Origin of the sequence: Pseudovibrio sp. W64, assembly GCF_001623145.1 — a bacterium.
Classification (GTDB): Bacteria; Pseudomonadota; Alphaproteobacteria; order Rhizobiales; family Stappiaceae; genus Pseudovibrio.
The window spans coordinates 1-1,913 of the sequence record NZ_LMCI01000021.1 but is presented as its reverse complement, the minus strand read 5'-3'; the positions used below and the strand labels follow the sequence as shown (position 1 = coordinate 1,913).

The window sequence follows — 1,913 nt, the reverse complement described above, 5'->3', positions numbered from 1 at the left end:
AGAAAATCAGACCCGTATTGACGAGACAGATCTAAGCCTTCTGAAGAAACTAGGGTCCTTCCCTGCGAAAAGATGGGCTCAGATGTGTGATGGCATCGGCTGGACGGCGCTCGGTGCGGTAGCATTGTCCTGGTGCCAAAATTCTAACGATCAAGTCTTCAAAGTAGCTTGGTCGAACGCAGTGAAAGATGAAAAACTCAATGATAGTCAAAAGCGTGCATTAAAGTTGGCAAAGCCTTACGATTAAGACGGTACTCGGTGCACCTGAGTTAATGTCTCAAGAGTATCCTGATCACCTTGAGGTCCTGTCCCAGTATTGGGATGAAGGAAACGTAAGTTCTTGCGTCAACACCACGTCAACCGCTGTACGCAGTTTGAACTGTACATAGCGCCGTTTGATGTCGTATAGTTCGTTAAAGTCTTATGAGAGTTGCTAAGCGGTATCAGTCGCTTGTGAGCTAACTTATTGAAAAGTAACTTATAGTAGAATTTGCTATATTAGAGGCTCATAACCTGAAGGTCGTAGGTTCAAATCCTACCCCCGCAACCAAAATATCCTAATCATACCAGTATGATAGAAAAAGCCCTGAGCCAACCGCTCAGGGCTTTTTGCGTTCGCGTCAACACAACGTCAACAAAAGACATGTTCGCCAGCAGCTTACTCAGTAGATGTGGGTGGGAAATGACGATTGCAGTCGCGGATCAGTACAGGTGAGGGCCGCCAAGGTAGGGAGGTGAGTTACCTGCTGCAAAGCGCCAGGTTAGCAAGTTGAGAGCTACTTAGCGACGCCAATTTTCCTTAGGACTATTCCTGCTTGAAGACGAACTCGTGACCATTTGCGGACACTCACGCTACCTCAGAGCAGCCTCAGTTAGGGCTTGCCTTCAACTTCTAGTCGATACCATAGGGTTTCCTGATGAGCGCAGCAAATAGCACTTTGTAGAGGCGCAAGAAATGGCTTGCGCACAAACTAGCTATTCGATGCGGCGCAATAAAATGAGGTGGTGGTTAGTCGAAAGTACACCCTACTGAGTCGAAATCGGTCATTCACTAGACTGAGTGCGATGTGCCGCCCCACTCAACCTAAATGCAAGCGATCGAGTGGCTGCAGCCACCTCATTTGACCCATCAGAGATATTTGAAATGGCAAAAGTGAGGCGTAACCTTCTCACTTGTAGCAAAAGGCCAGTCCAAACAGGATCTTCATCCTAGATGCTTTAAGGGGTTGTGTCGCAAACTTTCCGTTTGGTCGCATTACACCTTCTGCCCAGACGCAACTATCTTGCGAGGGCCCTGAAATGGCAGTAGGCCGGAACAAATTTCTGTTACAATTGACTTTTTCTGATCAAGTGAGCGGTCTTGATACCAGCCACTGTCGCTTGAGCTGGACGAAAGACCTTGAAGCCCATTATCCGTTTGGTTAGCCTCTTGATGAAGCGGTGATCTTGCAAGAAGCAAGTGGAGTTTGATGTTGTTTAGCCCAGCCCGGTTGGCTCTGCTGTTGTTCTTGCACCTTATTTGTATTGCTCAGCAAGGTGACTTTTGTCGAAGTTCGTGGTCATGGTTGCTTGGTGCTCCCGCGGTTGAAGGGATTTAGTTGTGCATTCAGTTGGGGTTTCCTTTCAATTCAACTTTTCACTATCATGTACGCTATTGTTGTGGCAGGACAATCTGTCCCAGACACATACTTTCCAGCACCTTGGGAACTCGCCTACATCGGGTACGACCACGGGTCGAATAGAAGAGTCGGTCTTGTTGGCGTCTGGTAAGAGTTTGCGTTTCAACCATCAAAACTCAATGGCAGCGGCGCCAGTTGTTTTGATGAGGGGCGTAGTTGCTGCTCTTACCTTAGCCACTTTGTTTGTCGTCAGCACCTATGGAACAGGCTTACGGATTTGAATAAGGGAGTGTT

General features: G+C 47.7%; 2 pseudogenes. One reads left to right on the top strand and one right to left on the bottom strand.

The features are described 5' to 3' along the window. Positions 1–247, top strand: a pseudogene (locus PsW64_RS27585) (hypothetical protein); the annotation flags it as partial. A gap of 1,079 nt (positions 248–1,326) precedes the next feature. Here the strand turns inward: PsW64_RS27585 and PsW64_RS27080 are convergent. Further along, a pseudogene (locus PsW64_RS27080) lies at positions 1,327–1,449 on the bottom strand (IS6 family transposase); the annotation flags it as partial. Positions 1,450–1,913 lie beyond the last annotated feature (464 nt).